Origin of the sequence: Streptomyces albireticuli (genome assembly GCF_002192455.1) — a bacterium.
Classification (GTDB): Bacteria; Actinomycetota; Actinomycetes; order Streptomycetales; family Streptomycetaceae; genus Streptomyces; species Streptomyces albireticuli_B.
On the sequence record NZ_CP021744.1, the window covers coordinates 2,712,265 to 2,737,341 of the forward strand.

Sequence of the window (25,077 nt, forward strand, 5' to 3'; positions counted from 1 at the left end):
GTGACGCGCCGAGCGACGGGGCCGGGTCGTACGGCCCCGTCGGTCACCGATCGGTCACCGGTGGGCTGTCACCGGTGGGTTCACTGCTTCTGGCTGAGGCGCTTGTTCATGTCGCCCTCGACCTGCTTGGCGGCTTCCTCCGGGGACTTCCCGTTGAGGACGGCCGTCATGTACGCCTTGATCGGGTTCGGCGCGTTCTCGACCGGGGCCCACTCGGGGATCAGCGGCGTGGTGCCACCGCCCTTGGCGGCCGGGGCCGCGGCCTCGGCGGCCGGGTTGCCCTTGACGCTGGCGAGCAGGGACTCCTTGTTGGGCAGCGAGCCGACCTCCTTGGCCAGCGCGCTCTCGTTCTTGTCGGACAGCGCGATCTTCAGGAACTCCTTGGCGAGTTCCTGCTTCTTGCTGCCCGTCGCGACGGCGAGGTTGGAGCCGCCGAGGAAGACACCCTCGGGCTTGCCGGCGGTCTCACCGGGGATGGTGAAGTAGCCGATCTCCTTCTCGATGGCCGGGTTCGCCTTGATCGCGGTGGCGGCCTCCCAGCCCATGCCGATGAAGGCGCCGGTCTTGCCCTTGGCGAAGACGTCGGCCTGCTGCGGGGTGGCCTCGTCCTTGTCCTTGGGCGCCTTGCTGAAGGCCTGGTACTGCTTGTAGATGTCCATGGCCTTGGCGACCTTGGGGTCGGCGAGGTTGGAGACGTACTTCTTGCCGTCCTTCTTCACCAGGTCGGCACCGGTGCCGATGGTGAGTCCGTCGAAGAAGTACCAGTTCTGGCCGGGCAGGTAGAGCGGCTCGGCCTCGCCCTTCTTCTCGATGGCCTCAAGGGCCTTGAAGAATTCGGCGCGGGTCTTGGGCGTCTCCTTGACGCCGGCGTCCGCCCAGACCTTCTTGTTGTAGATGACGACGCGGCTGGCGGCGTACCAGGGGGCGGCGTACTGCTTGCTCTCGAAGACGGCCGGCTTGTTGAGGGATTCGGTCCAGTCCCCGCCGATCTCCTTCTTGAGGTCGCCGAGCTCGGCGAGGCCGCCGGTCTGGGCGTAGGAGGGGGTCTGGGTGTTGCCGACCTCGATGACGTCCGGCGGGTTGGACTCGGAAAGCGCGGTGGTGAGCTTCTGCTGAATTCCGTCCCATTTCTGGACCTGGATATTCAGCTTCGCGCCGGTCTTCTGTTCGAACTCGGCCTGCACCGATTTCGTCCAGCCCGCCGGGTTCGAGCCGTCCATGAACCAGACCGTGAGGCTCTTGGCCTTGTCGCCGGAGTCGCCCGATCCCTTGTCACTGTCGCTGGACCCACAGGCAGCAACACTCACCAACATGGCCGCGACACCCGTCGCCGCTATGAGCCCTCGCTTCACAGCACTCTCCTCAAGGACCGAATGTGGTCTTTAATGGTTTAGACCAGTGCCCGCAGCTTGGCCTAGACCTTTTGGGGTGTCAAGGGTGTATAAGAGTCGCTGTCGGCTCCGTTACCGGACCGACACCTCAAGCTCGACCTGGGCATCTCCGGGCCCCTCGGGCTCTGCCCGTGCCACCATGTGACCGCGACAGACGGAGGAGCCGGTGACAGCAGCAGGATCGGAGTCGGGAAGGCACACCATGGTGACCGAGGGCGGTACGGCGGAGAGCGGCAGCGCGTCGGGCGGCGCGCGGACCGCGCGTGTTCCCAAGTACTACCGCCTCAAACGCCACTTGCTGGACATGACCGAAACCATGCCTCCCGGCACCCCCGTGCCACCGGAGCGCACCCTCGCCGCGGAGTTCGACACCTCTCGCACGACTGTTCGTCAGGCCCTTCAGGAGCTGGTGGTCGAGGGACGTCTGGAGCGTATCCAGGGCAAGGGGACATTCGTCGCGAAACCCAAGGTCTCGCAGGCGCTGCAACTGACCTCCTACACGGAGGACATGCGGGCCCAGGGCCTGGAGCCGACCTCCCAGCTCCTCGACATCGGCTACGTCACGGCCGACGACCGGCTCTCCTCGCTCCTCGACATCGCGGCGGGCGGCCGGGTCCTGCGCATCGAGCGCCTCCGGCTCGCGAGCGGCGAGCCGATGGCGATCGAGACGACCCACCTGTCGGCGAAGCGCTTCCCGGCCCTGCGCCGCAGCCTGGTCAAGTACACCTCGCTCTACACCGCCCTGGCCGAGGTCTACGACGTCCGCCTGGCCGAGGCCGAGGAGACCATCGAGACGTCCCTGGCCACCCCCCGCGAGGCCGGCCTCCTGGGCACGGACGTGGGGCTGCCGATGCTGATGCTCTCCCGCCACTCCCTGGACGCGCAGGGGGAGCCGGTGGAATGGGTGCGTTCGGTGTACCGGGGGGACCGGTACAAGTTCGTGGCGCGGCTCAGGCGGCCGGCGGAGTGACGTAACCGCGCTGCGCGCGGTGTCCTCGATCACCGGCAGGACCCCGCACGTCCGGCGTCCGAAAGCCGGGCCCGGGTCAGGAACGGGCGGGCAGGAGAGAAGCGCCCGCCCCTTCCCACCCCCATAGGGGACAATCGTCCGATGCCCGACGAAACACCCCGCACGGCCGCTACGACCAGCACTCTCACCCTCCGCCTCCTCGTCCCCGACCGGAACGACCCCCGCTTCAGGGACCACCCCAAGGAGGTCCGCCCGCTGATCGACGGCCAGGACGTGCTGGAGCGGGTGTTCCCGGACGGCTTCGCGGGCAGCCCCCGCGCATGGCTGGACACCGAGGGCCCGCTGACGGCCACGGAGGTGCCGCGTGAGGTCCGTCTGGCCGAGCCCGAGTGCGGGGCACCCTGCTGCGGTGCCGTCACCGTGACCGTCCGGCGCGAGGGGGACCAGGTGGTCTGGGCGGACTGGCGGAACACCGGTGACGGCGGCGAGACCGTTCCGGACATCCGCTTCGACGCCGCACAGTACGACGCGGAACTCGCCCGTGCGGCGGCCGACCGCAGCTGGGAAAGCCGGTCCGAGGCGGTGGCGCGACTCCTGGAGAAGGAGCTCAGGAGTCACCCCGACTGGTTCGACCGCTGGGACTGCGACCTGGACCGGGTGACCCTCACGCCGGACACGCGTGACGAGTTGTGCGTGTACTTCTACCACCCGCGCCGCGCCCGGGTCGACGGTGACTATTTCTGGCTCCAGCACGGGGACGAGCCGTGGCTCCAGTTCACCATGCCGTTGCACATCTCCCTGGAACCGTCCCCGGAGGAGGCCCCGGAGCGGCAGGCCGAGCGGCTCACGGCGCAGGTCATGTCGGGGGATCCGCGGGAACGGGCGGAGGTGTGCGGCGGGGCGGCGGAGTTCGCGAGGAAGCTGGGCTACCCGTGGCTGAGGGATGAGGGCAAGGACGCCCGGAGCCGACAAGAACGTCCGGACCGGACGTGGGCCGGAGCCGGTCACCCCTGCCCTCGAAGACCGTGTTTCCATGCCCGGATGACCGAAGAGAACGCCCGCGTCCGTGTCCGCCCCCGCCTCGCCTCCGATCTCGACGGCTGCGTGGACGCGCTCGCCCGGGTCCACGCGCGGGACGCCTATCCCCTGGACTGGCCGGCCGACCCGGCGGCCTGGCTGTCCCCTTCCTCCCTGTTCGCGGCCTGGGTGGCCGAGCTGGACGGGCGGGTCTCCGGACACATCGGCCTGTCCCGCGCCGAGGCCGGGGACACCGCCGCGGCGGTGTGGAGCGCGCGCCGGGGCGTCGCCCCCGGGGCGGCCGCGGTGGTCGGCCGGCTGTTCGTGGCCCCGGCGGCCCGGGGCCACGGCGCGGGCGCCCTTCTCCTGGCCGCGGCCACGGAGGAGGCCCGGCGGCGGGCCCTGCACCCGGTCCTCGACGTCGCCGCGTCCGACACGGCGGCGACGGCGCTGTACGAACGCGCGGGCTGGACCCGCCTCACCACGGCCGAGCAGCGCTGGAGCCCGGACCGGACGGTGACCGTCCACTGCTACGCGGCGGGGGCGTGACGCGGGGCGGCCGCGGGGCTCACCGCACGACGACGGTCACCTTCCAGGGAAGGATGACGGCGGGGCAGAACCAGTCCGGTGCCGGGTAGCACTGCTGGGTGGAGTTGATCTCGGCGGTCCCGTTGTCCTGGGCCAGGAAGGTGCCCGAGGCGTTGCCGTTCCCGTCCTTGCCGCGGCCGGTGTGTCTGAGGACCTGGAAGTCGGAGGAGACCGGGTAGTCCCAGGCCCAGACGCCCCCGGCCGACCGGGAACCCTTCAGCTCGACCTGGATCACGTCCCCGCTCCGCACGGCGACCGTGCGGTTGTGGTCCTGGTTGCCCAGGACGATCTCGGCGGGGGCGGCGCTCCGCTGGTGCGTACGGGGTGCGGTGGCCGCCGAGGCGGGGGCGACGGCCGCGGCCGTCAGCGCCAGGCCGACGGCGAGGGGGACGGCGAGCGATGTCGTGGTCTTCATCATCACCTCGGTACGGGGTGGAATGGATGCGTCGGGCATCCGTCTACACCCGCGTGGGTCGCCGCGTCCCCCTCGATTCACGCCACGTGGCGCCGGAGCCGGCCGGCCGGCCGCCGATACGGCGGTGAAGCTCCGCGCACGGGACCGAGTGATACCCAGCAGGTTCTGACGCGCCGCTTCCGCAATCCGCCTGAAACGTAGGGTATGGGCGTGCAAACGATCGAATTTCGTGCCGTGTCCCGCCGGTGGCAGTGGTTGGCCTTCGCCCTCTTTCTCCTCAGCGGCGTGCTCTTCCCGTGCTTCATCACCTTCGGCATGGGCTGGGACGAGTTCGGCCGGCGCTGCGCGGAGTCACCGCGCGGCGGGGGAACGCGCTTCTGGTCCATCGGGGTCTTCATGATCGCGGCCCTCTCCCTGGCCGGGTGCTACTACTACTCCGGGCGCACGTTCGTCGAGGCCGACGGCATACGCACCAGGACCCCGCTGAGGCGCCGGTTCATCCCCTGGGACGACATCAAGTACGTCGACGTGGACAAGGGGATCGACGAGCTCCTCGGCCGCAAGGCAGGCCCTCTGTACCGGATCAGGCTGGACCTGGTGAACGGTAAGAGCCTCTGCCTGCCCGCACCGATGAACCATGAGTTCGACTCCGCCATGGAGGCGGCCAAGACCGCGATCAAGCGTCGCCGGAAGGCCTGGGCCGAACGGTCCGAGCCCGCGAGTTGACGCGTCGGAGCGTGCCGCCCCTCGTAGGCCGGCCCGCTGAAGGCCCGGACTCCGAGAAGAGGCGGCACTCGACTCCACCGTGGCCGCTCAGGCGTCCAGGGGTTGGCGGCGACGCGCGCGGCGATCCCGTTGCGCACCGCGGCCGCCGCGGAGCTGTCCGGCTTGCGCTCGGCCTGGCTCTCGAAGCACGCGACGAACTCGTCCTTGAGGCCGAGCCGCGGATAGCGGTCCAGCACCTCCGCGCGGAGGCCGGCGGGGATGGCGTCGATACCGCGCCCGGAGATGTCCACGGAGGTGGAGTACTCCAGTAGGTGCCCCTCCGGGTCCTCCGCCACGTCCACCCGGCTCCACATGTGCCGCACGATCACCTCGGCCACCCGCACCCGCCGCTCCACGGGCCACCCGGCCCCCGCCGCGAACACCCAGGCCACATGCCCGCCCGCCTCGTCGAAGGACACGCTGTGGCTGTCGAACTCCTTCACCAGGCCTATGTCGTGCAGCAGCGCCGCCACGTAGAGGAGTTCCGCGTCGAAGGCGATGCCGGCTTCCTTCGCGTGCGCGGCGGCCCACAGGTAGGACCGGATCGAATGGTTCAGCAGCGCGGGCGAGCAGTAGGCGGTGGCCACTTCGCGCGCGGCGACACAGGCGGCGGTCTCGGGGATCACAAGGTCGTCGATCTTCATGCCGGTGATTCTCGCCCACGTCCCGGGACGTTCCGGAAGTGGCCGGGAAACACCGCCGCGGCCCAGGCCGACAGGGCATCCGGCTCCCCTCCCGCACCACCGGCTGAGACCCTGTTCCTCATGAGCACACCACCAGACGGATTGCCCGTCTACCGGGTCATGACCGGCTCCGACGACGCCGCGTTCTGCCGACGCGTGAGCGAAGCGATCGAGCTCGGCTACGAGCTGCACGGAGGCCCCGCCCTCACGTTCAATGGTGAGAACGTCATCGTCGCCCAGGCGTTGATCTGGCGGGGACGGCCGTAGCGGCCTTCGGATCGGCGGTGGCCCGCCACGGCCGGGCCGTGACGCGAGAAGGCACAGAACCCCGATCCGTCGGACGCCCCGCCCCGCTGATGGTCGCACTGCCCGACGTCTCGGTGGCTGGCACTTCGGTCGACGACTGGCGAGCGGTGTTCGACCTGGTCCGGTCGCGCGGATGGGCGCGGGGTCCCAGCACGGCTCAAGCCCTCAAGGTTCGCAGCATTGTGGCGTACACGGGAGCGTCCGGAAACGGGCGCTGGTCCCCGATGTCCTCGTATCCCCAGCGCTCGTACAGCGCCTTGACCTTGACGTGCGTGGGTTCGACCAATAGGGTCACCCGCTCTTCCGGGCGTCCGGTCAGCAGCTCCTCGTGAATGCGCTGTGCGACGCCGGTACCGCGCCAGGGGTGCCGCACCATGAGTTCGAACAGGGCCAGGGTCCGCGCACCGTCCTCGGCTCTGTCCTCCTCAGGGAGCGGGTTAAGCATTCCGGCCCACCAGCGTGTGCCTTGCGGAAGAGGGGAAGCATAGGCATAACCGACAGGCTCACCGTCGACATAACCGACGACCGCTTCCCACCCCGGGCGTGACGCATGACCCGCCAGTCGCTTCTCGAATCGTTCCACCGAGTGGAAGGGGATGGCCAACTGGTCTGCGTATACCTCGGCATAAACTGCCACCAACGTTGACTGGACGGCTGGAAGGTCCGCCAATCCGTGACGGAACAGCTTCACAGCGTCGGCATTCGCGGACATATCGATCTCCCTCGGTAGTCAGATAGTGCGAGCACGCTCGTTCCATTCGTTGGCAACCGCCGAACCGGCAGCTCTCATGTTGAGCCCAGTGGTGAACACTTGGAGCAAATGCGGGGTGCGGCCGGTCCCGACGGAACCACGGGGTGGAACAGCGGCCGCGGCGGTCGTACACGCCTGTTCAAGGTCCCCTTGCTCCAGCTGCGCCAGCGCCATATGCGCCATGTAGTAGGCCCGGTTGCGATGCTGGTCCGGACGGAGGGCTGTCAGACAGCGATGCATGTAGCACTCAGCCTGGTCCGGCTGTCGGAGGCGTAGATACGTGATGCCTGTCAGCCCGCTAAGTTCGCCTCGGGTGAAGAAGCCCATGGAGGCGGGGCGGCTTTCAAAGCCATCCGCACGGCTGAACGCATCGGCAGCCCGATCAAGTGCCCGGAGTGCGCGGCGGTGGTCGCCGGTACCGGGAAGCGACAGGGCCAGTCGCGCATGGCTGAGACTCGCATAAAGAGCATCGCGCCGATGCGCGCCCGTGGACATCGCCGCCTCGGCAGCAGCCAAGGCATCCGCCGGGCGCCCTCGCTGATCCGCGAGCATTGCCGCGTAGCGCCACGTCTGATGCTGTACCTGCCCATCGCCCGAAAGGCCGGCCAACGTGATGGCCGACTCCATGTGCCGCTGGGCTCGATCGAGCCGACGGGAGTCCACAGCCGCCCACATCGCCGTCGCGGTGAAAGCGGCGGCCAATCCGTAGAGGCGGCCGCGGACGCGCTGGGTCGCGCTTCCGTTGCGCTGCAAACTCATGGCCTGCTCGCTCAAGGTCAAGGCACGTCCCTCAAGCGCCGGGCCGCCGCCCTCCTGGTCGTCCAGCAGCCACAGGGCGTCCAGCTCGCCGCGCAGCCGTCGCACGTCCGCGGTACCGACCGTCGGCAGCGCCATACCGGCCAGAGCGGTTCCGGTGGTTGCGGCGATGAAGGTGCGGCGGTGCACGGGCTCCTCCTGCGGATGCTGCGCGTCTGACGCGACGATCGCCCCACCCTGCGCCCTCTTCGCCCGGGGCGTAAACCCCAGCTCCTCCGCAGTGCACCCGAATACGGCTTCCAAGGCCACACGTTGGCGGGACTGCGGCCAACGTGTCTCCCCGCTGACATAGCGGCGCACCGTCCTGTCCGACGCATCGCCGCGTCGCCCCGTGAGCTGCTCCACCGCATCATTGATCTGCTCGGCCAGCTCGGTCTGGGACATGTCGCGTGCCTGCATCCGCGTGACCAGCCGGACATTTTCCCGCATGGACTCACCGTAGGCGTACGCATCGGGTCCGTAACAGCACGCAAGTAATGCGCAGGCAATTTCGTCCGGTGGAGAACAGGATGCCCACAGCCTTTTCGGCCTCCCTCCCACCGCCTCACGCTCGGTTACTTGAGTCGTAGGGACACCACGACGAAGAGGACTCCCACAGATGGACCAGCACACCACCCGGCGCCCATCCCGCCTCACCACCCTGATGACGGGCGACCTCCCACCCCTCGATCTCGTCACCGTCCGCGCCACCGCTCACCGCGCCTGCCGGGAACGGCTCAACCGCCCCGCCAATGCCGAGATCGAAGAACTCATCCGCACGCTCCGGGGACAGCTGAACCTGTTGCTCATCCACGCACAGCTGGAAGTCGACCGGCTCGACCGGGGAACCGTGGAGTGGGACCGCTGGCAAGCGCTCATCGATCAAGTCCGGGCCGATCTCAAGCACGGGAGCGCCGAGGGGCCTGCGGCGGAGGCCGCGTACATGGAAGTTCTCGGCCGGGGGGCGCGGTTCCTCGCGGAGTGTCTCGAACGGTAGGCGGCGAGGAGGACCTCAACTCCGCCGATTCACCGGGTGATTCGCCCCTGCGGGTGACGGCTCGTGCGGTCAGTTCACGGTACCGTGACCGGGATTCCCTCGCTTCGCGCCTCCGGCGGACGAAGCGACCCCCAACGCCGGCTGCAACCGGCGAAGGGGGTCTACACCCACCAGGAGAACAGGCCCTCCCTAGGATGCTCCGGCATGTTATCGCCCCTGCGCGCTTCTTCTCGCAGGTGCCCAACGACCTCGTCCGTCACCCCCGGTTGTCCGCCAACGCCGTCCGCCTCCTCATCTGGCAGCTCTCGCTGCCCGACGGCGCGGCCTCGCAGCCGCTCTCCGTCACCGGGGAACGGGCCGGTATCAAGAACGCCGCCTTCACCCGTGCCAAGCGGGAGCTCGCCGCCGAGGGCTATCTGCACGAGTGGCGGTCGCAGGGCGAGGGCGGTCGCTGGGCCACGCGGCAGCTCGTCTCGAACGTACCGCTGACCGCCGGGGACGCCTTACGCGTACGGGACGGCGGACAGCCAATCGGCTCGGACGCCCCCGAGCACCCCGCACCGACTCCACGAAAACCGGCCGTCGGTGAGCCGACCCCCCGGTCCGTCGGTCGTCCCCATAAGAAGACAGGGGAGAACACCTCCCACCCTCCCCACCCGCTCGCCGAGCGCGGCGCCCGGGCCCTCGCCGCCGTGTCTCACGCCGAGCGGCGGCTGCGGCTGTCCGGGCGGGACGTCGCGCGGCTCGCCCCGCTGGCGGCGGAATGGCTGCTGCGCGGCGCGACGTCGGCCGATCTCCGGGAGGCGCTCACCCATGGCCTGCCCGAGCGGGTGCACTCCCCCGCCGGGATCGCCCGCGACCGGCTGCTGCGGAAGATGCCCGATCCGGTGGCCGTCACCCCGTCCGCGCCCCCGCCCCGCCCCTTGCGGCTCTGCACCGGCGGGTGCGGCCGCATGATGCGGCCGGTGTCCGACGAGACCCGCTGCCGGGACTGCCGTACGCACACGGCCGCCACCCCCGACGGCGCCGTCGCCGCCACCCTGCGCGGTGTCGCCGCCGTACGCGAGTCCTTGCGCGGCCGTCATGCCTTACCGCCCCACCCCTCATCCGGAACGGTAACCGCCGGTTACTGAAACCCCCTCCCCCGAACTCACCGTCCGTGCACGGCACTTCCCGGCCAGATGACATTGCCATACCGATATACGGACAGGGGGTGACTCCCACCGGGACGTCGCCTAGATTTCCTGCGCATCACGCAGTGATCACACAGGGGGGAGTCACCAGCATGACGGAACCACCGACAGGGACACCGGAGGACGGTGGCCGGAAGGCCACCGCCGCCGTGACCGTCCCGATGATCGTGGCGGGCATATGCCTGGCCATACCCTTCGTCGCGATGCTGTGGGTCGACTCCTACTCCCGGCTCACGCCCGCCTTCATCGGCATCCCGTTCTTCTACTGGTACCAGATGCTGTGGGTGCTGATCTCGACCCTGCTGACGGTCGTCGCGTACACCATCGTCCGGCGCCACGAGCGGCTCGCGCGGGCGCGCAAGGCGGGTGAGCGGGCATGAAGGACGGCGTGAACGGCGTGGCACTCGCCGTCTTCATCTTCTTCTTCCTCGTCGTCACCGTCATGGGCTTCGTCGCCTCGAAGTGGCGCCGCGCCGAGAACGCGGACAGCCTCGACGAGTGGGGGCTCGGCGGCCGGTCCTTCGGGACGTGGGTGACCTGGTTCCTGCTGGGCGGCGACCTCTATACCGCGTATACGTTCGTGGCCGTCCCGGCCGCCATCTACGCGGGCGGCGCGGCCGGCTTCTTCGCGGTGCCGTACACGATCCTGTGTTACCCGCTCGTCTTCACCTTCCTGCCCCGGCTCTGGTCGGTCTCGCACAAGCACGGCTACGTGACCTCCTCGGACTTCGTCCGCGGCCGGTTCGGGTCCAAGGGCCTGTCGCTGGCGCTCGCGCTCACCGGCATCCTCGCGACGATGCCCTACATCGCCCTCCAGCTCGTCGGCATCCAGGCGGTGCTGGACGTCCTCGGCGTGGGCGGCGGCTCGAACTGGTTCATGAAGGACCTGCCGCTGCTGATCGCGTTCGGTGTGCTCGCGGCGTACACCTACTCCTCCGGGCTGCGGGCCCCGGCGCTGATCGCGTTCGTCAAGGACGCCCTCATCTACATCGTGATCATCGTCGCGATCATCTACATCCCGATCCGGCTGGGCGGCTTCGACCACATCTTCAGCGCGGCGGGCGACGCCTTCGCCGTCAAGAACCCGGAGACGGGCAAGCCGCGCGGCTCCCTGGTGAGCGGGCCGGACGCGCAGTGGGCGTACGCGACGCTCGCGCTGGGCTCCGCGATGGCGCTCTTCCTCTATCCCCACTCGGTGACGGCGGTTCTCTCCAGCAAAGGCCGCAACGTCATCCGCCGGAACACCACGATCCTGCCGCTGTACTCGCTGATGCTCGGGCTGCTGGCGATGCTCGGCTTCATGGCGATCGCCGCCGGGATCAAGGTCAAGAACGGGCAGCTCGCCATCCCCCAGCTGTTCGAGGACATGTTCCCGGACTGGTTCACGGGCGTGGCCTTCGCCGCCATCGGCATCGGCGCCCTGGTGCCGGCCGCGATCATGTCCATCGCGGCGGCGAACCTTTTCACCCGCAACATCTACAAGGACTTCATCAAGCCGGACGCCTCGCCCGAGCACGAGGCGAAGGTCTCCAAGCTCGCCTCGCTCCTGGTGAAGGTCGGCGCGCTGGTGTTCGTCCTGACCATGGACAAGACGGTCGCGATCAATTTCCAGCTGCTGGGTGGCATCTGGATCCTCCAGACCGTGCCCGCCCTCGTGGGCGGCCTCTTCACCCGCTGGTTCCACCGCTGGGCGCTGCTCGGCGGCTGGGTGGCCGGCATGGCCTACGGCACCTGGCGGGCGTACGACACGCCGAGCGCCACCCAGGATCATTTCGGCAATACCAACCTCATCCCCCTTATCGGGGAAAAGGGCTATATCGGGCTGACCGCCTTCGTGCTCAATGTGATCGTGGTCATCGTCCTGACCTTCGCCCTCAGGGCCCTCGGCGCGCCCGACGGCGTGGACGAGACCAAGGCCGCGGACTACACCGCGGACGCCGGCGACCCGGGCGTCCGGCAGGAGCTCCCGCCGGCCACCGCGGGTGCCCCGGGCGGCCACTAGGAGCCCCCAGGAAGGCCCGCCCGGACCAGGCCGGTCCGGCGCCCCCGGCCGGGGCCCGCAGGGCCGCCGCACCCCCTCGCAGGGGCGCGGCGGCCCTCTCTCGTGCCCGGCGCCAAGGCCCGGAATCCTGGGCCCTGTTAGCACATTCCGACCCGCGCGATTACCGCGTGACACAAGATGTGGTGGTGCGTGCGACGGCCAGCACTAGATGTATGCTCGTCCTCGCTGTCGTCGCAGGGGAATCCGGTGGAAATCCGGAACTGTCCCGCAACGGTGCATGTATGCCGTAATGACGCATGCAGGAGTCCGAGTACCTGCCGACAGCACGCCCACCGCCGAGCCCCCGCTCGTCACCGGGCGTTTTGCATTCGTCCGGGCCTCGCGGGTTGGGTCGATGGACGCTTACGAGCATGCCCTGGTGCTGTCAGGCATGCCCGTACGCGCCCGTCGCGCGCCACCCGCCCGGCCCCCTGCCGAGCGAGGGAGAGCCTCAGTGACCATCGCGCCCGCCGATCCGGTCTCAGCGTCCGCGGAAGCGACCGGCGGCCCCGGGACCGCGCTGCTGCGCACCCTGACCGACCTCACCGCCGATCTGCCCGCCACCGACCCCGGAAAGGTCGCCGCCGCCGCGCTGCGCGGCCGCCACCCGGGTTCGGACGAGGCCGAGCTGCGGTCCCTGGCCACCGAGGCCGCGGCCGGCCTGATCTCCGAGGAGCCCCAGTACTCCCGGCTCGCCGCCCGGCTGCTCACCCGCGCGATCGCCGACGAGGCGGCCGGGCAGGGCGCGACCTCCTTCTCCGCCTCCGTCGAGGTGGGTCACCGCGAGGGCCTGATCGCCGACGAGACGGCCGCCTTCGTGCGCGCCCACGCCGCGCGCCTGGACGCCCTCGTCGAGCGGGCGATGGCCGACGGCGCGGACGACCGCTTCGGCTACTTCGGCCTGCGCACCCTGCACAGCCGCTACCTGCTGCGCCACCCGATCACCCGGCAGGTCGTCGAGACCCCGCAGCACTTCCTGCTGCGCGTGGCCTGCGGCCTGGCCGAGGACCACTCGGAGCGCGCCCTGGACGACGTGGCCGAGCTGTACGGGCTGACCAGCACCCTCTCGTACCTCCCCTCCTCCCCCACGCTCTTCAACTCCGGCACCCGCCACCCGCAGATGTCGTCCTGCTACCTGCTGGACTCCCCGCTGGACGAGCTGGACTCGATCTACGACCGCTACCACCAGGTGGCCCGGCTGTCGAAGCACGCCGGCGGCATCGGCCTGTCGTACTCGCGCATCCGCTCCCGCGGCTCGCTGATCCGCGGCACCAACGGCCACTCCAACGGCATCGTGCCGTTCCTGCGCACGCTCGACGCCTCCGTCGCCGCGGTCAACCAGGGCGGCCGGCGCAAGGGCGCGGCCTGCGTCTACCTGGAGACCTGGCACGCGGACATCGAGGAGTTCCTGGAGCTCCGCGACAACACCGGTGAGGAGGCCCGCCGCACGCACAACCTCAACACCGCGCACTGGATCCCGGACGAGTTCATGCGCCGCGTCGAGGCCGACGCCGACTGGTCGCTGTTCTCCCCGGCCGACACGCCCGAGCTGGTCGACCTGTGGGGCGACGAGTTCGACGCCGCTTACCGCAAGGCCGAGGCCGACGGCAAGGCCGTCAAGACCATCCCGGCCCGCGTGCTGTACTCCCGGATGATGCGCACCCTCGCGCAGACCGGCAACGGCTGGATGACCTTCAAGGACGCGTCCAACCGCACCGCGAACCAGACGGCCGAGCCCGGCAAGGTCGTACACTCCTCGAACCTCTGCACCGAGATCCTGGAGGTCACCGACGACGGCGAGACCGCCGTCTGCAACCTCGGCTCGGTCAACCTCGCCGCCCACCTGGGCACCGACGGCGACATGGACTGGGAGAAGCTCGACCGTACGGTCCGTACGGCCGTGACGTTCCTCGACCGCGTCGTGGACATCAACTTCTACCCGACCGAGCAGGCCGGCAACTCCAACAGCCGCTGGCGCCCGGTGGGCCTGGGCCTCATGGGTCTCCAGGACGTCTTCTTCCGGCTGCGCCTGCCCTTCGACTCCGCCGAGGCGAAGGAGCTGTCCACCCGGATCTCCGAGCGCATCATGCTCGCGGCGTACGAGGCCTCCGCCGACCTCGCCGAGCGGCACGGCCCGCACCCGGCCTGGTCCGCGACCCGCACCGCGCGCGGCGTGCTGCACCCGGACCACTACCCGAACGCCGAGCAGCGCTGGGCCGACCGCTGGGGCGCCCTGCGCGCCCGCATCGCCCAGGTCGGCATGCGCAACTCGCTGCTGCTGGCCATCGCGCCGACGGCCACCATCGCCTCCATCGCGGGCGTGTACGAGTGCATCGAGCCGCAGGTCTCCAACCTCTTCAAGCGCGAGACCCTCAGCGGTGAGTTCCTCCAGGTCAACACCTACCTGGTGGAGGACCTGAAGAAGCTCGGCGTCTGGGACCGCACCACGCGGGACGCGATGACCGACGCCAACGGCTCGATCCAGGACATGAACTGGATCCCGCAGGAGGTGCGCGACCTCTACCGCACCGCCTGGGAGATCCCGCAGCGCGCCCTGATCGACATGGCCGCGGCCCGTACGCCGTACCTGGACCAGAGCCAGTCGCTGAACCTCTTCATGGCCTCGCCGACCATCGGCAAGCTCAGCTCGATGTACGCGTACGCCTGGAAGCAGGGCATCAAGACGACGTACTACCTGCGCTCGCGCCCGGCGACCCGGATCGCCCGCTCGGCCTCGGCCGCCGCCACCATCCCCGTCCAGCAGGTCACCCCGGACGCCGACGCCGTCGCCTGCTCCCTTGAGAACCCCGAGTCCTGCGAGGCCTGCCAGTAATGTCGTCCGAACAGAAGAACCTGCTCGACCCGGGCTTCGAGCTGACGCTGCGCCCGATGCGGTACCCGGACTTCTACGACCGCTACCGCGACGCGATCAAGAACACCTGGACCGTCGAGGAGGTCGACCTCCACTCGGACGTCGCCGACCTCGCCAAGCTGTCCCCGGGTGAGCAGCACATGATCGGCCGTCTCGTCGCGTTCTTCGCGACCGGCGACTCGATCGTGGCGAACAACCTCGTGCTGACGCTGTACAAGCACATCAACTCCCCCGAGGCGCGGCTGTACCTGTCGCGGCAGCTGTTCGAGGAGGCCGTGCACGTCCAGTTCTATCTGACGCTGCTCGACACCTACCTCCCCGACCCGGAGGACCGCGCCGCCGCCTTCGACGCGGTCGAGAACATCCCCTCGATCCGCGAGAAGGCCCAGTTCTGCTTCAAGTGGATCAACGAGGTCGAGAAGCTGGAGCGGCTGGAGACGAAGGCCGACCGCCGTCGCTTCCTGCTCAACCTGATCTGCTTCGCGGCCTGCATCGAGGGCCTGTTCTTCTACGGCGCCTTCGCCTACGTGTACTGGTTCCGCAGCCGCGGCCTGCTGCACGGCCTGGCGACCGGCACCAACTGGGTCTTCCGCGACGAGTCCATGCACATGGACTTCGCGTTCTCCGTCGTGGACACCGTCCGCGAGGAGGAGCCGGACCTGTTCGACGACGAGCTCCAGCAGCAGGTCACCGACATGCTCAAGGAGGCCGTCGAGTGCGAGCTCCAGTTCGCCCGCGACCTGTGCGGTGAGGGCCTGCCGGGCATGAACACCGACTCCATGCGCGAGTACCTCCAGTGCGTCGCCGACCAGCGTCTCCAGCGCCTGGGCATCGCCCCGGTGTTCGGCTCGGAGAACCCTTTCTCCTTCATGGAGCTCCAGAACGTCCAGGAGCTGACCAACTTCTTCGAGCGCCGCGCGTCCGCGTACCAGGTGGCGGTCGAGGGTTCGGTGGGCTTCGACGAGGAGTTCTAGACCTCGCGAGCCCCGGTACCGAGGCCCGTCCCCTTCCCAGGGGGCGGGCCTCGGCCCGTTTCTCCCGCTCCGGTCAGCGGCCGAGCCTGGCGAGGGCCGTGGCCGTCGTCTTCTTGAAGGCGGGGACGGGCGCGTCGGCCCAGCGGCCCATCCGGCCCCAGTGGACCAGGGTGACCTTCGTCCCGGAGCGGCCCACGGCGAAGAGGTTGATGTCCCACGACGACTGCGGGTGGACCGACTGCATCCCGAGGACGCGGCCGCCGTCCCCGGCGTTCACCGCCCCGAAGTCCCGCATCTCGGCCTTGGCCCGCGGCTCCTGCTGGACGACCCGGGCCGCGCAGCCCCTGAGGGACCTCTCGGCCGCGCGGACCAGCGCGGCGGCCTGCGCCTCGCCGGCCGCGGTGAGCGTCACCTGGTCCGCGCCGGTGTCCAGGTCGGTGAAGAACCGGCGGTGCGCGGCCCGGTCCTCCTGGCCGTCGAGGACGGCGGCCACGACACAGGGCACCCCGCCCTCGGGCAGCCCCGGCTCGACCGGCCCGGCCCGCCATCCTCCGGGGTGCGGCGGCAGCTCCGACGGCTCCAGGAAGGCCGGCGCTGCGGCCCGTACGCCCTCTGCCCCGGCGGTGCCGGCGGTCGTCACGGCCAGGGTGACGGCGACGGCGGCGGCCAGGGCACCGGCGGCGGGTCTGGTGAGGCGGGTGCGGGTGGTACGAGCGGACATCGGTCCTCCCCTGTCGAACGGGTGATCACGGGAACGGGCTGGACGGCGCGGAAGACGCTGCTCCCACACTGTTCCACCGCCCTCACGCCCACGTCCCGGAAAGCCGTTCACCCGCTCTGCCCATCCGACGGCGGCCCGTTCGACGCATAGATGAAGAGTGAGGGCCCGGCCACGGGTCCGTGCGGAACGAACGGGAGGTCCGTCATGGCGCGGTTCATGATGATCGTGAAGGCGAGCGAGGAGTCCGAGGCCGGAGTGATGCCGGCCAAGGAGGAGATCGCCGAGATGGGGAGGTTCAACGAACGGATGGCGGCGGCCGGGGCGATGCTGGCGGGCGAGGGCCTGCGGGAGTCCGCCGCGGGGGCCAGGGTGACGTTCTCGGGCGGCAGGCCGGTCGTGACCGAGGGGCCGTTCGCCGGGGCGCGCCAGCTGATCGCCGGCTACTGGGTGATCCGGGCCGCGGACCTGGACGAGGCCCTGGAGTGGGCCCGGCAGGTGCCCTTCAAGGAAGGGGAGATCGAGGTCCGCCAGATCTTCGAGACCTCGGACTTCCCCGCCGACGTCCTCCCGCCGGAGGAGGCGGCCCGCGAGGAGGCCCTGCGCGAGGAGCTCCGGAAGAGGGCGGGGGGCTGACCCGGCCCCCGGGGAGCTGACCCGCCCCCGGCCCCGGATACGCGTGAGCGCGCGCTCCAGCGGGGAGCGCGCGCTCGTACGGGCCCGGGCGGGCGGGGCCGGTCAGTCGTTGGCGACGACGGGGTAGCGGGGCGTGCCCTCGGCCATCTGCTTCAGGGCGTCCTTGCGGTCGCGCTTGGAGAGGCGGTCGATGTAGAGCCGGCCGTAGAGGTGGTCGGTCTCGTGCTGGAGGCAGCGGGCGAAGTAGCCGGTGCCCTCGACGCGGATGGGGTTGCCCTCGATGTCCTGGCCGCGCACGACGGCGTAGTCGGGGCGGGCCAGGGAGGCGTAGGCGGTCGGGACCGAGAGGCAGCCCTCGTTGGAGTCGTCGAGCAGGCGGTACTCGGCCGGCAGCTCCTCCAGGACGGGGTTGCAGACGGTGCCGACGTGGCGGACGCCCTCGTCGTCCATGCAGTCGTAGACGAAGACCTTCAGGTCGACGCCGATCTGGTTGGCCGCGAGGCCGACGCCCTCCGCCGTGCGCTGGCTGGCGAACATGTCGTCGACCAGCTGCGCCAGCTCGTCGTCGAAGGAGGTGACGTCCTTGCACTCCCGGTGCAGCACCGGGTTGCCCACGACGGTGATCGGGCGGGACGTGCCGCGCTCGCGGTGCGCGAGCTCGCGCTCCTCGCAGTCCTCGGTGTCCACGGTGAACTCGTCGTTCACCGGCTGGTCGGTCTCGTGCTGCGCCATGTCCGCCGTTATGCCTCTCTCAAAACCCAAAAGGATGCCTATACAGGGTAAGGGCGGCAGCCTCGGACCGTCAGCAGACCTCTTCGAGATCGCGCCACTCGCGCGTATCGGGGCTGTCCGCGACCCAGCCGTCCAGCAGGCCCCGGACCAGCCCGGCGGGCGCCGCGATGCCGCACTCGCGCTCGGGCACCCACAGCGAGCCGGAGCCGGCCGTGCGGTGGCCCAGCGGGCCGGGGTGGCCGGGCTCGCTGTGGTCGTGCGGGTCCAGGTGCTCGCCGTCGCCCTCGTCGCTGGGCATCCGGCTCTCGGAGCACGTGCGGCACAGCAGCCGCACGGACGAGGACCAGTCCTCGGCGGCGAAGCCGGCGTCGGCCGCGAGCCGCTCCAGGGCGTCCCGGTCCGCCTCGGTCGCCGCCTCCAGCAGGACGACCCAGGTGGGGACGGGTGACGGGGCCCACAGCTCGATCTCGTCGAAGACGGGGTAGGACGGCCCGGCGGCCGTGACCCGCTCGCCGTGCGGGACGCCGTCGTGCAGCACGACCTCGCCCCAGCGGCGCCCGGAGGACGGCAGCGGGATGGACAGCACCTCCATCCGCGCCGGGTCCAGCCTGCGGCCCCAGACGACCTCCGCCTCGCCCTCCGGGGAGAGCCGGACCGCGGCGCTGCCGAGCTCCATGCCCACCGGCTCGCCGGCCGGGCCGCCCTCGCCGGGCACCCGCAGCCCGTACGCCTGCCAGGCGCGGCGGGCCAGCGGCCAGTCCTGGAGCGCGGTGGCGGCGATGCCGACGTTCCACCAGTCCGGGGCGCCGGCCTCGCGGTCCAGCAGGGCCACGGCGCGCAGCCCGGCGGCGCGCGCCTGCTCCCAGTCGTGCCGGAACTTGTGCAGCAGAGCGAGGTTGAACCACGACTCCGACAGCCATGGCTCCATGTCGGCCGCCCTGGTCAGCAGCGCGCCCGCGTCCTCGTACCGGCCGTCGCCGATCAAAGTGAAAGCGCGGTCGGTGGCCTGCCGCCACGAGGCGGAAGGCCGATGCCGTACCTTGCCGAAGATCCTCACGATTCCCGCCTGCCGGTTTCTGCGTGCGACCACGCCGGATGTCCCAGGTGACGGCCGCCGTCCTCCCTGACGGACAACCTGCCACATCTCACTCGCTCCGGGAAGCTGCGCCTACCGTTCCTCCTTGCCGACGGTCGCGCGCCCGACACCCCCCGAAGACCGCGTTCTGCGTTCTGCATGCCGTTTTCTTCGTGCTCTTCGCATCCAACCATGCCCCTTTGGACGCCCGCTCATTACCCGTGGGTTCAGCCCCCTACTCCGGTTTTGACCGGGCTCTTACGGGCGGGGCGGCGGGCCGGGCTCAGGCGTCCGGGCCACGGGCCAGGACCCGGCCGAGGGCCTCCACCACCTGCGGATCGTGGTCGTGGGCGGTGGCCAGGCGCAGCCGCTCCAGGGCGAGCAGCGGGCCGATCGCCCGGTCGCCGGTCAGGTCGTCGAAGGCGTTGACGGTGCGGACGATACGGGCGGCGAGCGGCTGCTCACGGTACGGATCGGCCTGACGCTCCACGACGACCGCGACCTCGGCGGGCACCCCGGTCTGGCGGACCACGGCGCCGCCCAGCAGCGCGATCCGGCGGCGCTCCGCGGGCGGCAGCGGCTCTGTGGCCCCGGCGGGCACCGGGTCGACGAGCGAGAGCTGGCCGATGTCGTGCATGAGGGCCGCGTACTCCAGAACGGTGAGGTCGGGCGCGCGCAGGCCCAGCTCGCGCCCGGTGGCCCGGCTCAGGACGGCGACCCGGCGGGCGTGGCCGGGCGGGGTGTGCCCGGCGATCTCGGTGGAGCGGGCCAGCGAGGCGATCGTCTGGTGGCAGGTGGCGCGCACGGCGGACCAGCGGCGGAAGGACAGCTGGGTGAGCAGCAGCGGCAGGCAGAAGACGGGCAGGGCCCAGAGGCCGGCGACGGCCACGGCGAGGGCCATCACGGCGCCGGTGGCGCAGATGGCGCTGCCGATGCCGGGCAGGGCGCGCAGCTCGTCGCGGAGGGCCGGGCCGTAGGGGCCGCCGGTGCGGGCGCGGCCGAGGGCGGCGGCGAGGACGGCGTCGCAGAGGGCGGTGAGGGCGAGCAGGAGCAGCAGGAACGGGGCGTAGTAGGGGCCGTGGCCGACCCACCGGTCGAGGGCGCCGGAGTGGTGCAGGGGCTGGAAGCAGACGGCGGCGAAGCCGGTGGTCAGCAGGCGGCGGGCGAGGTGGTCGCGGGCGGGCGGGCGGCCGAGGGCGCCGGTGAGGGTGGCGGCGAGGACGACCGCGACGACCTGGGCGGCGCCGTGTGCGGTGGGCGCCCCGGCGACGTCGCCCAGCAGGGCGTAGGCGAGGCCGCCGGCGGCCCCGACGGGCGCGGTGTCGCGGGCCTCGACGGTGGTGGGGTGGCGGCGCCGGGCCGCCTCGCCGAGGGCGATCAGCGCCCCGAAGGCGAGGGCGACGCGGGGCTGGGCGAGGCCGTGCCAGGCGGTCCAGCCGAGGCCGGTCAGGGCGACGGCCGCGGCGGCGGCGTGCAGCCGGCGGGCGGTGCGGACGCCGGCGTCCGGGCGGTGCGCCGCGGGGCCGCGCACGCCGGCCGTGGCCCTCGGGTACGGGGCGGAGGTCATGCGTCACCGCCGTGGCGGGTCGCTCCGGTGACCGGGTCCCGGGTAGAAGGGACGTTTCCGCTGGGCAGAATTATGCATTCCGTGAACGTCGAGCCCGTGCCGCTCTCGGCGGTGACGGAGGGGTGCCAGCCGTGCCGGTCGAGCGCCTCCGCGAGCGCCTCGACCATGCGGGGGTCGAACTGGGTGCCGGCGCAGCGGTCGAGCTCGGCGAGGGCGGCCGGGACCGGGCGGGCCCGGCTGTAACTGCGGGTGGAGGTCATGGCGTCGAAGGCGTCGGCGACGGCCACGATCCGGGCGAACAACGGGATCTGACGCCCTTTCAGACCGTAGGGATAGCCGCTGCCGTCCAGCCGTTCGTGGTGGTGCAGGATGGCCGCGCGCGCCTCGTCCAGGAAGCCGATGCCGCGTACCATCTCGTGCCCGTACTCGGGATGGAGCTGGATCACGCGCCGCTCCTCCGGGGTGAGCGGGCCCTCCTTGCGCAACAGCCGGGTGGGCACGCCGAGTTTGCCGACGTCGTGCAGGATCCCCGCGAACCGCAGCGCCTCCAGCCGCTCGCCGGCCATGCCGAGCTCGCGGGCGATCAGCACGGACGCGCGGCCCACGCGCTCGCTGTGGCCGCGGGTGTAGCGGTCCTTGAGGTCGACGGCCTGCACCAGGGCGCGGATGGTGGCCTGGTGGGCGGCGCGCTCGCGTTCGTAGCGCTCCAGGAACCAGGAGGAGACGGAGATCGGCAGCAGCACGAGGAGCGCGGCGGGCGGCCCGTAGGCGCTGCGCCAGAGGACGGCCGTCATCAGCCCCGTCGGCCCGAAGACCAGCACCGGCAGCAGCGGGCCGGGCAGCAGGCCGCGCCAGGCGGCGCGCGGGGCACGGCGCTCGGCGGTGACGCGGATCGCGCCGTCGAGTGCGGCCGAGACGAGCGAGAAGGCGAGCGCGGCGGCGAGGGCCGGCGGCAGCGCGCCGGGGAAGCCGCCGGGGCGGCCGGGGCCGGGCGCGGCGAGGCCGAAGACGTACGAGGCGGCGCAGGCGGCGAGGGAGAGCTGGGCGGCGTGCCACAGCCGGCGCGCGCCCGCCGGGCGCTGCTCGACCCGCCCGGCGAGCGCGCCGGGCACGGCGACGAGGCCCGCGGCGGCGGGCGGCAGCAGGAACGCCCCGGCGAGCAGCACGGGGAGCGTCAGGGTGCGGCGCGGCAGCCGCTCGCAGGCCGCGCAGACGGCGGCGAGCAGGACGACCGCGGACCAGGGGACGTCCGCCGCGGGCGGTGCCGCGGGGGCCACGCAGAGGGCGGCGGCCAGAGCGGCGCACGCGATACAGGCGCGCGCCGACGCCGGAAGTGCCCACATGGCGCGACCTCCCCGTCCCGTCGGGTGCCGACAAGCTTGCCGTCAGGATGGGGAGAATAGGCTCAGGAAAGGCCCGGGAACGGCGCATTCGGGTATTACCCCGCCCGAGACGTGCGGATGCACACCTTCGGGTGATGTTCCTCGGGGAGGGTGTTTGGCGGGCTCCCGCGGGGCGCCCCGGGGGCCCGCCCCGGGCGCGGGTTCAGTCCTGGACGACCGGCGAACCGGCGGCCTTCTCCGCCGCCCGCGCCTCGGCCACCACGTCCTGCTCGGGCACCGACTGGCCGGACCGGATCAGCTCGATCCGGCCCATGACCTTGGAGCGGAGGTCGGCGGGCACGTCGTCATGGCCGCAGCAGCGCTTGACGAGCTTCTTCACCGCCTGTTCCAGCCCGTACTTCTCCAGGCACGGGGAGCACTCGTCGATGTGCACCTCGAACTTGGCGCAGTCGCCGTCGGGCATCTCGTGGTCGAGGAACTCGTAAAGATGATCGAGGACTTCAGAGCAGTCCGTGTCGTGCGGCTCTCCGCAGCTCATGAGTCCGAGCCTTTCCGATTGTGCGACCCGTCGGAACCATGCGGCACGGGTGCCGTACCGGCCGGGACCAGACCGCGCTCGCGGGCGTAGTCCTCCAGCATGCCGCGCAGCTGGCGGCGGCCACGGTGCAGCCGGGACATGACCGTGCCGATGGGGGTACCCATGATGTCCGCGATCTCCTTGTAGGCAAAGCCCTCCACATCCGCGAGATAGACCGCTATGCGGAATTCCTCGGGGATGGCCTGAAGGGCCTCCTTGACATCGGAGTCGGGCAGGTGGTCCAGAGCCTGGGACTCGGCGGAGCGCAGACCGGTCGACATGTGCGACTCGGCGCGCGCCAGCTGCCAGTCCTCGATCTCCTCCGACGCGCTGCGCAGCGGCTCGCGCTGCTTCTTGCGGTAGGAGTTGATGAAGGTGTTGGTCAGGATGCGGTACAGCCACGCCTTGAGGTTGGTGCCGTCGCGGAACTGGTGGAAGGACGCGTACGCCTTGGCGTAGGTCTCCTGCACCAGGTCCTCGGCGTCGGCGGGATTGCGCGTCATCCGCAGGGCGGCCGAGTACATCTGGTCGAGGAAGGTGAGCGCGTCCCGCTCGAAACGGGCGTTGCGCTCGGCGGCGCTCTCGGCACCGGCGGCGCTGTCCTTGGTCCCCTCGTCGGTCCCGGTGACCGGACCCACCTCCTCCAACACCCTGGCGGAACCGGAAACGGATCCGCTCGAATCGGAGAATAGACGACGATCCCGCCCGTCCGCCGCTCCAGCAGGGGCGGGCTGCGCCACATGCAGCGCGGACCATCCCAGGTCAGCCTGCTGCGGGCGGGACAGGCATGCGATCGAACCCATGCGGCGAGCTCCCATTCCTCTGTCGTGCCGTTGCGCTCCGGCGGGACGCCGGTATCCAGCGGGTCTGTCGTGACGATGTACACAACAGCCGGGGACCACGACGCATTCCCGGGTGATCGCAACCGGCCGAACGGGTGCCGGGGGGAATTACCGGAGGGGTTCCTTCCGGAGTTCGTCGAGCCAGCCGACGACGGCCCGCGTGATCACTTCCAGCGCCTCCTTCTGTCCGGTGACGGCCTTCTTGGGCACCGCGAAGCCGTGGTCCGCGTCGGGTACGGGCACGAGCGCGGTGCCCGCCGGGAACTCCCCGGGCCGGCCGAAGGGGTCCTTGGCGCCCTGCACGACGAGCGTGGGCAGGCCGGTGCCGGTCAGCTCGTCCGCCCGCGACTTCTCCGGCTTGCCCGGCGGGTGCAGCGGGAAGCTCAGCGCGAGGACGGCGGCGGCGCCGAGCTCCGCCGAGGTCCGGCAGGCGACCCGGGCCCCGGCGCTGCGGCCGCCCGCGATCACCGGCAGACCGGGCGCGGCCAGCGCGGGCCACAGGGCGGTCCAGGCGGTGTCCAGCGTCTTCGGCGCGGGGGCGACCTTGCGGCCGGCGACGCGCCAGGGCTGTTCGACGAGGGCGACGGTGACGTGGTGGGCGGGCAGCGCGGCGGCGAGGGCCTGGAGGTCCCGGGCCTCGACGCCGCCGCCGGCGCCGTGGCCGAGGGCGAGGACGTGGCGGGGGCGGGGGGCTTTGTGCCAGTGGATACGGGCGTCGCCGGCGGGGGTGGGAACGATGTCGATCACGGGTGCCAGCTTTCCCCACCCCGCCCCTTCCCGTAACCGGGGCTCCGCCCCGGACCCCGGTCCTCAAGCGCCGGACGGGCTGAGTTGCCGCCCGGAACCGGGCAGGGAAAGCCGGCCTCGGACAGGGGCGAAATTCAGCCCGTCCGGCGCTTGAGGACACCGCGCGTCAGCGCGGAACGGGGGTCCGGGGGCTTGCCCCCGGACACGGGAAGGGGCGGGGCCGGGGAAAGTCAGAACAGCGTCCCCTCCTCCGGTGCCTCCAGCTCCGTCAGAAGCTCCGGCCCGTTCCTACGGACATCGCTGACCGCCGTCGCCACCGGATACGCCCGCACCGACACCGCGGGCGGCGGCGTCATCAAGGACCGCACGACACCCCCCGGCGTCGACGGATCCAGCCACTCCCCCCACCGCTCCGCCGGCAGCACCAGCGGCATCCGCGGGTGGATCTCCGCCAGGGACCGCGGCGCCCCCTCCAGGCCCCCGCCGGAGGCGAACGGCTCCCGTTCCGCCTCCGTGGTGATCACCGAGCACGTCACCCACCACGCCCGGGGGTCGTCGCCCGGCAGCGTAGGGTCGCGCCAGAACTCGTACAGCCCCGCCATCGCCATGACCGAGCCGTCCACCGGAGTGACGAAGTACGGCTGCTTACGGGCGCGCTTGCGCCGGCCCTGTTCCTCCAGTTCGCGCTCCGCCGCGCCGGTGACCCACTCGTAGTAGCCGTCGGCGGGTATCAGGCAGCGGCGCGACTCGAACGCGCTACGGAAGGACGGCTTCTCGTGGACCGTCTCGGCCCGGGCGTTGATCATCTTCGCCGCACCCTCGGACGATTTCGCCCACGAGGGAACCAATCCCCATCTCAGCGAGCGCAGCTGGCGAACCGGACCCCGGTCCCTGGCGTCTTTCAGAGGACGCTCGAGGACGACGTGGACACTCTTCGTGGGTGCCACATTCCAGTCGGGAGCGAGCGTCTCCGTCGGTTCCCACTTCTCGACCCCGAAGAACCCCACGAGATCCTCGGGACTCCGGCCCGCCGCATATCGACCACACATGATCGCCACCCTGCCACGGACCCACCAGGAGCC

At 71.1% G+C, this 25,077-nt stretch carries 24 protein-coding genes, 1 pseudogene and 1 riboswitch; of the genes and pseudogenes, 11 read left to right on the plus strand and 14 right to left on the minus strand.

The features are described 5' to 3' along the window. Window positions 1-80: 80 nt before the first annotated feature. Window positions 81-1,352 (minus strand): extracellular solute-binding protein, encoded by a 1,272-nt coding sequence (locus SMD11_RS11285; protein ID WP_087926328.1) that lies wholly within the window; start codon window positions 1,350-1,352, stop codon window positions 81-83. Between the two features lie 241 nt (window positions 1,353-1,593). Between SMD11_RS11285 and SMD11_RS11290 the strand changes: the two genes are divergently transcribed. Together SMD11_RS11290 and SMD11_RS37045 are read left to right on the plus strand one after the other, a co-directional pair. After that, complete coding sequence (locus SMD11_RS11290) at window positions 1,594-2,361, plus strand: GntR family transcriptional regulator (protein ID WP_087926329.1); 768 nt, start codon at window positions 1,594-1,596, stop codon at window positions 2,359-2,361. Between the two features lie 141 nt (window positions 2,362-2,502). Next, window positions 2,503-3,927, plus strand: coding sequence for a GNAT family N-acetyltransferase (locus tag SMD11_RS37045; protein WP_324614720.1), 1,425 nt, complete (start codon window positions 2,503-2,505; stop codon window positions 3,925-3,927). A 19-nt stretch (window positions 3,928-3,946) separates the two neighbouring features. Here the strand turns inward: SMD11_RS37045 and SMD11_RS11300 are convergent, their stop codons facing one another. Then, window positions 3,947-4,420: a hypothetical protein gene (locus SMD11_RS11300; RefSeq protein WP_159395281.1), complete on the minus strand. Its 474-nt coding sequence runs from the start codon at window positions 4,418-4,420 to the stop codon at window positions 3,947-3,949. A 357-nt stretch (window positions 4,421-4,777) separates the two neighbouring features. Here SMD11_RS11300 and SMD11_RS37280 point away from each other — a divergent pair, with 357 nt between their 5' ends. Beyond that, window positions 4,778-5,107 (plus strand): PH domain-containing protein, encoded by a 330-nt coding sequence (locus SMD11_RS37280; protein WP_418952518.1) that lies wholly within the window; start codon window positions 4,778-4,780, stop codon window positions 5,105-5,107. A gap of 425 nt (window positions 5,108-5,532) precedes the next feature. Here the strand turns inward: SMD11_RS37280 and SMD11_RS37285 are convergent. Beyond that, window positions 5,533-5,790 (minus strand): annotated as a pseudogene (locus SMD11_RS37285) (HD domain-containing protein); the annotation flags it as partial. A gap of 120 nt (window positions 5,791-5,910) precedes the next feature. Here SMD11_RS37285 and SMD11_RS11315 point away from each other — a divergent pair. Then, entirely contained in the window at window positions 5,911-6,096 is a 186-nt protein-coding gene (locus tag SMD11_RS11315; RefSeq protein ID WP_087926333.1) for a DUF1737 domain-containing protein, read from the plus strand. A gap of 196 nt (window positions 6,097-6,292) precedes the next feature. On the opposite strand, the gene SMD11_RS11320 is transcribed toward SMD11_RS11315, so the two are convergent. Together SMD11_RS11320 and SMD11_RS11325 are read right to left on the minus strand one after the other, a co-directional pair. Beyond that, window positions 6,293-6,847, minus strand: coding sequence for a GNAT family N-acetyltransferase (locus SMD11_RS11320; protein ID WP_087926334.1), 555 nt, complete (start codon window positions 6,845-6,847; stop codon window positions 6,293-6,295). 18 nt (window positions 6,848-6,865) lie between these two features. After that, window positions 6,866-8,131: a Tat pathway signal protein gene (locus SMD11_RS11325; RefSeq protein WP_087926335.1), complete on the minus strand. Its 1,266-nt coding sequence runs from the start codon at window positions 8,129-8,131 to the stop codon at window positions 6,866-6,868. Between the two features lie 169 nt (window positions 8,132-8,300). On the opposite strand from SMD11_RS11325, the gene SMD11_RS11330 reads away from it, so the two are divergent. From SMD11_RS11330 to SMD11_RS11355, 6 genes are all read left to right on the plus strand, one after another. Next, complete coding sequence (locus SMD11_RS11330) at window positions 8,301-8,678, plus strand: DUF6415 family natural product biosynthesis protein (protein ID WP_087926336.1); 378 nt, start codon at window positions 8,301-8,303, stop codon at window positions 8,676-8,678. Between the two features lie 194 nt (window positions 8,679-8,872). Next, window positions 8,873-9,811: a hypothetical protein gene (locus SMD11_RS11335; protein WP_087926337.1), complete on the plus strand. Its 939-nt coding sequence runs from the start codon at window positions 8,873-8,875 to the stop codon at window positions 9,809-9,811. 152 nt (window positions 9,812-9,963) lie between these two features. Next, window positions 9,964-10,251, plus strand: a complete 288-nt coding sequence (locus tag SMD11_RS11340; protein WP_087926338.1) for a DUF3311 domain-containing protein — start codon at window positions 9,964-9,966, stop codon at window positions 10,249-10,251. Then, window positions 10,248-11,873, plus strand: coding sequence for a monocarboxylate uptake permease MctP (gene mctP, locus SMD11_RS11345; RefSeq protein ID WP_087926339.1), 1,626 nt, complete (start codon window positions 10,248-10,250; stop codon window positions 11,871-11,873). The genes SMD11_RS11340 and mctP overlap by 4 nt, the downstream gene beginning before the upstream one ends. Window positions 11,874-12,068: 195 nt before the next feature. Beyond that, a riboswitch (cobalamin riboswitch) is annotated at window positions 12,069-12,210 on the plus strand. A 156-nt stretch (window positions 12,211-12,366) separates the two neighbouring features. Continuing rightward, complete coding sequence (locus tag SMD11_RS11350) at window positions 12,367-14,745, plus strand: ribonucleoside-diphosphate reductase subunit alpha (RefSeq protein ID WP_087926340.1); 2,379 nt, start codon at window positions 12,367-12,369, stop codon at window positions 14,743-14,745. Then, a complete protein-coding gene (locus tag SMD11_RS11355) occupies window positions 14,745-15,758 on the plus strand; it encodes a ribonucleotide-diphosphate reductase subunit beta (protein WP_087926341.1) in 1,014 nt (337 codons plus the stop codon). Before SMD11_RS11350 ends, SMD11_RS11355 begins: the two co-directional genes overlap by 1 nt. Before the next feature lie 73 nt (window positions 15,759-15,831). On the opposite strand, the gene SMD11_RS11360 is transcribed toward SMD11_RS11355, so the two are convergent. Beyond that, a complete protein-coding gene (locus tag SMD11_RS11360; protein WP_087926342.1) occupies window positions 15,832-16,479 on the minus strand; it encodes a hypothetical protein in 648 nt (215 codons plus the stop codon). 204 nt (window positions 16,480-16,683) lie between these two features. On the opposite strand from SMD11_RS11360, the gene SMD11_RS11365 reads away from it, so the two are divergent. Continuing rightward, window positions 16,684-17,112: a YciI family protein gene (locus tag SMD11_RS11365; RefSeq protein ID WP_199843851.1), complete on the plus strand. Its 429-nt coding sequence runs from the start codon at window positions 16,684-16,686 to the stop codon at window positions 17,110-17,112. Window positions 17,113-17,214: 102 nt separating this feature from the next. Here SMD11_RS11365 and def read toward each other — a convergent pair whose 3' ends face one another. The 8 genes from def to SMD11_RS11405 form a co-directional block, all read right to left on the minus strand. Further along, window positions 17,215-17,844: a peptide deformylase gene (gene def / locus SMD11_RS11370; RefSeq protein WP_087926343.1), complete on the minus strand. Its 630-nt coding sequence runs from the start codon at window positions 17,842-17,844 to the stop codon at window positions 17,215-17,217. Between the two features lie 70 nt (window positions 17,845-17,914). Beyond that, window positions 17,915-18,901, minus strand: coding sequence for a tetratricopeptide repeat protein (locus SMD11_RS11375; protein WP_087926344.1), 987 nt, complete (start codon window positions 18,899-18,901; stop codon window positions 17,915-17,917). A gap of 301 nt (window positions 18,902-19,202) precedes the next feature. Further along, window positions 19,203-20,486, minus strand: a complete 1,284-nt coding sequence (locus SMD11_RS11380) for an HD-GYP domain-containing protein (protein ID WP_234366004.1) — start codon at window positions 20,484-20,486, stop codon at window positions 19,203-19,205. Further along, entirely contained in the window at window positions 20,483-21,829 is a 1,347-nt protein-coding gene (locus tag SMD11_RS11385; RefSeq protein WP_087926345.1) for an HD-GYP domain-containing protein, read from the minus strand. The genes SMD11_RS11380 and SMD11_RS11385 overlap by 4 nt, the downstream gene beginning before the upstream one ends. 202 nt (window positions 21,830-22,031) lie before the next feature. After that, complete coding sequence (rsrA, locus tag SMD11_RS11390) at window positions 22,032-22,367, minus strand: mycothiol system anti-sigma-R factor (protein ID WP_087926346.1); 336 nt, start codon at window positions 22,365-22,367, stop codon at window positions 22,032-22,034. Then, entirely contained in the window at window positions 22,364-23,044 is a 681-nt protein-coding gene (locus tag SMD11_RS11395; RefSeq protein WP_199843852.1) for a sigma-70 family RNA polymerase sigma factor, read from the minus strand. Before SMD11_RS11395 ends, rsrA begins: the two co-directional genes overlap by 4 nt. A 312-nt stretch (window positions 23,045-23,356) precedes the next feature. Next, window positions 23,357-23,995, minus strand: coding sequence for an alpha/beta family hydrolase (locus tag SMD11_RS11400; RefSeq protein WP_418952433.1), 639 nt, complete (start codon window positions 23,993-23,995; stop codon window positions 23,357-23,359). 230 nt (window positions 23,996-24,225) lie between these two features. Beyond that, complete coding sequence (locus SMD11_RS11405) at window positions 24,226-25,044, minus strand: SOS response-associated peptidase (RefSeq protein WP_087930429.1); 819 nt, start codon at window positions 25,042-25,044, stop codon at window positions 24,226-24,228. Between the last annotated feature and the right edge of the window lie 33 nt (window positions 25,045-25,077).